This window comes from Massilia sp. CT11-108, assembly GCF_047302915.1.
GTDB classification, from domain to species: domain Bacteria; phylum Pseudomonadota; class Gammaproteobacteria; order Burkholderiales; family Burkholderiaceae_D; genus Telluria; species Telluria orientalis.
In genome coordinates this window covers 1-4,707 of record NZ_JBKYMO010000431.1, presented here as the reverse complement: position 1 = coordinate 4,707, position 4,707 = coordinate 1, and the positions used below count along the sequence as shown (strand labels likewise).

Sequence of the window (4,707 nt, the reverse complement as noted above, 5' to 3'; positions counted from 1 at the left end):
TGCGCGCGCCAGTTGGCGAGCTCGCGTTTGCCGTCCGCTCCGGCGACGCTGGCCCCGAGGTCCGCGCCGGCCAGCGCGATCGTGCATGCGCAGTTGAAGCGCAGCGTCGCGCCCTGCAGGGTCATCTCCAGCGTGGGTGCCGCGATGTCGTTGCCGACCAGGTGGTTCGCCACGCGGTGCGCGTAGGCGTCCATCGGCCCGGACGGCGGGATGCCGACGGCCCACAGGCCCAGGCGGCCCGGGTAGTCCTGCACCGTCGTCTGGATGCCGCCGTCCAGCACTTCGACGGTCTGCGGCGCGAAGTCCATCGCGGCCAGCATCTGCGTGATCTGGCGGCCGGCGACGAAATCGTCGTAGCGCAGGATGCGCGCCAGGTAGGCCAGATTGGTTTCGATGCCGTCGATGCGCGACGTTTCGAGAGCGCGCACGAGCCGGTCGACGGACGCGGCCCGGTTGTCCGTCTTGACGATCAGCTTGGCCAGCAGCGGATCGTAATACGGGCTGACGGTGACGCCGCGCTCGACCCACGTGTCCACGCGCAGGTCGGGCGCGAAGTCGACGGCCGTCAGCACGCCGGAGCAGGGCTGGAAATTGCGCGCCGGGTCTTCCGCGTACACGCGCAGCTGCATCGCGTGGCCGTTCGGCACGAGCGATGCCTGCTCCGGCAGCGTGAGTTCGCCGGCCGCCGCGCGGATCATCCATTCGACGAGGTCGACGCCGAACACTTCTTCCGTCACGCCGTGCTCCACTTGCAGGCGCGTGTTCACTTCGAGGAAGTAGAACGCGCCCGTGTCGGCGTCCAGCACGTATTCGACGGTGCCGGCCGACAGGTAGTCGATCGCTGCGCCCAGGCGCACGGCGGTGGCGGCCAGCGCATGGCGCGTGCCGTCCGACAGGCCGGGCGCGGGCGTTTCCTCGATCACCTTCTGGTTGCGGCGCTGGACCGAGCAATCGCGCGCGCCCAGCGACACGACGTTGCCGCGGCCGTCGCCGAAGATCTGTACCTCGACGTGGCGCGCGCGCTGCACGAATTTTTCCAGGTAGATGCCGCTGTTCTTGAAGTTGTTCTCGGACAGGTGGCGCACGGACGCGTAGGCGCCCGCCAGTTCGTCGTCGTCGCGGCACAGGCGCATGCCGATGCCGCCGCCGCCCGCCGTACTTTTCAGCATGACGGGATAGCCGATGCGGCGCGCTTCCGCCAGCGCTTCCTCGACGCCGTCCAGCAGGCCGGTCCCCGGCAGCAGCGGCACGTCGGCCTTCTGCGCCAGTTCGCGCGCCGTGTGCTTCAGGCCGAAGTCGCGCATCTGCTGCGGCGTGGGGCCGATGAACACGATGCCGGCGGCGGCGCACGCTTCCGCGAAGCCCGCGTTCTCGCTCATGAAGCCGTAGCCGGGGTGGATCGCCTGCGCGCCCGTGTTACGCGCCGCCGCCAGCACACGCTCGGCCGACAGATAGCTGTCGCCGGCGGCGGCCGGGCCCACGCATACGGCTTCGTCGGCCAGGCGCACGTGCAGCGATTCGACGTCGGCCTCGGAATAGATGGCCACCGTCTTCATGCCGAGGCGGCGCGCGGTGCGGATCACGCGGCAGGCGATTTCGCCGCGGTTGGCGATCAGGATCTTGTCGAACATGGCGGTCTTTCAGGCGGCGTCCCAGATCACGAAGCGGACCGGGGTGGGGTTATAGGCATTGCACGGGTTGTTCAGCTGCGGGCAGTTCGACACGAGCACGAGCACGTCCATCTCGGCGCGCAGCTCGACGTACTTGCCCGGCGCGGACAGGCCGTCCTCGAACGACAGACCGCCGCCTTCCGTCACCGGCACGTTCATGAAGAAGTTCACGTTGGGGACGAGGTCGCGCTTGTCCATGCCGCTTATTTCAGCTCCATTTTTGGCGCGGGCGAGGGCCAGGAGATAGTTGTCGCGGCAGCTGTGCATGAATTTCGCTTGCAGCGCGTAGCGCACCGTGTTGCTCTCGGCCGCGCAGGCGCCGCCCAGCGTGTCGTGGCGGCCGCACGTGTCGGCCACGATAGCCAGCATCGGCCGGCCGCGGTTCGAATACAGCACGGAGCCGGCGGACAGGTAGATGCCGCCCTGGCGCTGCAGCGTGTCGGTGACGCTGTAGCTTTCGGCCGTGTCGGCGGCGTTGTAGAAGATCGTGTCCACGGCCTGGTTGCCTTCCAGGTCGACGAAGCGCAGCGTCTGGCCGCGTTTGACTTCGTGCAGCCACGGTTCGCCGGCCGGCAGGTCGTGGATGGCCAGGGCGGCGGCGGGATCGAGCGTGCTCTCGCGCAGGGTGTGCATGACGGTCTCCTCAGCGGTAAATCAGTTCGGTGTTATGAAAGCCGCGGCCGTTTTCGGCGCACGACAGGCGGCACGCATCGTCGGCGCCGGCCGGGCCGGAATCCCAGGCCACGATGGTGACCTTGCCCGGCGCGTAGTCGGGGCGCGGATCGAGCGGGTGCGGCGCGGTGGAGACGAGGACCAGCGTGTCCATCTCGAAGCGCAGTTCGACGAAGTCGCCGGGCTTTGCGTGGTTCCCGGCGAAGCGGAAACGCCCGTCGGCATCGACCGCCACCCTGGAAAACAGGTTCACGTTCGGCACGAGGTCGCGCAGGCCCAGGCCCCACTTGCCCATCTCGACGAGCAGGCTGTCCTTGCCGTTGCGGTGCATGGCGTTGCGGTGTTCCTGGTAGCGCTTGACGCCGTGGCGGCGGGCGATGCCTTCGGCGTCCGACAGGCCGCACAGCGGGTCGTGCCAGCCCACCGTGTCGCGCGGGATCGACGCGAGGATGCGGCCCATGTCCGAGTACAGCACGTGGCCCGCCGTGAGATGTGCCGTGTGCTGGGCCTTCAGCGTGTCCGGCACGTTCAGGCGCTCCATGCGCTCGTCGGCGCGGTACAGCAGCACGGAGGCGTTGGTGCCGGCTTCCACCGCGATGAAGCGCAGCGTGGTGCCGCGCCGCACGCGATACGACCAGTGCGCGCCGCCGGGGAAGCGTTCGGTCCACAGCACGCGGGCCGGGTCCAGGTCCGGTGCCAGTTCGAGAGTGTGTTCGGTGAGGGTCATGGTGGCTCCGTCAGTCGTTAGTCTTGTGCTGTGCGGGTGAGTTTTTCGAGCTGTTCCAGGTCGGTCTTGACGCCGGACGTCTCGCGGATGCGGTTCAGGATCCGGCGCTTCAATGCCGAGAATTCGGGCGCGAGCTTCAGGTCCTGGTGGCGTCTGGCGCCGAACGGCACGTCGACGATCGAATCGATGCGGCCCGGCCGCGGCGCCATCACGACGACGCGCTCGCCCAGGTAGATCGCTTCCTCGACGTCGTGCGTGACGAACACGATGGTGGTCTTTTCCAGGTGGTGGACGTGGCGGATCAGGTCGTGCATCACCTCGCGCGTCTGCGCGTCGAGCGCGCCGAACGGCTCGTCCATCAGCAGCACGTCCGGCCGCGCCATCAGGGCCCGCGCGATCGCCACGCGCTGCTGCATGCCGCCAGAAAGCTCTGCCGGATACGCATGCGCCACGTGGGCGAGGCCCATCAGGCCGATGAGGGCGTCGGCGCGCCCGGATGCGATTTCGACGTCGCTCGACGTGGCGGCGGCGTGGTGCCTGAGGCGGCGGCAGAAGCGGATGTTGTCCTTCACCGTCAGCCACGGATACAGGCTGTAGCTCTGGAAGACCATGGCGCGGTCGGCGCCCGGGCCGTCGACGTCGCGGCCGTTGCAGACGATGCTGCCTTGTCCGTATTCCTCCAGGCCGCAGATCGTGCGCAGCAGCGTCGACTTGCCGCAGCCGGAGGCGCCGACGAGGGTCACGAATTCGCCGACGGCGATGTCCAGGTCCACGTGCTGCAGCGCGAGCGTGCGCCGGGCCCCGCGGCCATAGTGTTTGTACAGGCCGCGTACGGCTATCTTGGGTGTCATGGTTCAGCCTCGCAGGTGATGCCAGGGAAAGCAGCGCTTGTGCAGCCAGCGGAACGCCTGGTCCGTGAGCAGGCCCACGAGGCCGATCAGCAGGATGCCGGCGAAGATCTTGTCGGTCTGCAGGAAGCGTTGCGCCTTCAGGATCGCGTAGCCCAGGCCCGAGTTCGCGGCCACCAGTTCGGCCACGACGAGGTACGTCCACGCCAGGCACATCGCGCCGCGCAGCGTCGTCAGGATCGCGGGACGGGCGGCCGGGATCAGCACGTACTTGATGATCTCCTCGTTGGTCGCGCCCATCGTGCGCGCCGCTTCGATCGGCGCGTCCGGCACGCGCGCCACGTCGGCGGCGACGAGCAGCAGCATCTGGAAGAACACGCCGACCCAGATCACGGCGACCTTCGCGCTTTCCTCGATGCCGACCCACAGCATGATCAGGGGGATGAACGCGACGGCTGGCAGGTAGCGGGTGAATTCCGTCAGCGGCTCGAGGAACGCGCGCACCGGCGCATACGTCCCGACCAGCACGCCGAGCGGCACGGCGACGAGGGCCGCGACGCAGAAGCCGCCCAGCACGCGGCCGATGCTGACGATGACGTCGCCCAGCAGGTCGCCGTCGCGGTACCACTCGCCCAGTTGGGCCAGCACCTGCCACGGCGGCGGCAGGAATACGGGATCGGCCCAGCCGTTCAGCGAGACGAGGATCCACACGGCGAGCGGCAGCACGAAGCCGGCGACGGCCAGCGCGAGCGCGCTGCGGCGGCGCAGGTCGCCGCGCACGTCCCAGGGG

At 68.9% G+C, this 4,707-nt stretch carries 5 protein-coding genes; all 5 read right to left on the bottom strand.

Going from position 1 to position 4,707, the window contains the following annotated elements:
• Positions 1-1,631: biotin carboxylase N-terminal domain-containing protein (locus ACEN88_RS24655; protein WP_413343923.1), on the bottom strand; the 1,631-nt coding region annotated here is incomplete at its 3' end.
• 9 nt (positions 1,632-1,640) lie between these two features.
• Positions 1,641-2,303 (bottom strand): urea amidolyase associated protein UAAP2, encoded by a 663-nt coding sequence (locus ACEN88_RS24650; protein ID WP_413343921.1) that lies wholly within the window; start codon positions 2,301-2,303, stop codon positions 1,641-1,643.
• 10 nt (positions 2,304-2,313) lie between these two features.
• A complete protein-coding gene (locus ACEN88_RS24645; RefSeq protein WP_413343919.1) occupies positions 2,314-3,069 on the bottom strand; it encodes an urea amidolyase associated protein UAAP1 in 756 nt (251 codons plus the stop codon).
• Positions 3,070-3,086: 17 nt separating this feature from the next.
• Positions 3,087-3,920 carry an ABC transporter ATP-binding protein gene (locus ACEN88_RS24640; RefSeq protein ID WP_413343918.1) on the bottom strand — a complete coding sequence of 278 codons (834 nt, stop codon included), beginning with the start codon at positions 3,918-3,920 and terminating at the stop codon, positions 3,087-3,089.
• A 3-nt stretch (positions 3,921-3,923) separates the two neighbouring features.
• Positions 3,924-4,707 (bottom strand): ABC transporter permease (locus ACEN88_RS24635; RefSeq protein WP_413343916.1); only part of this gene is annotated, 784 nt, incomplete at its 5' end.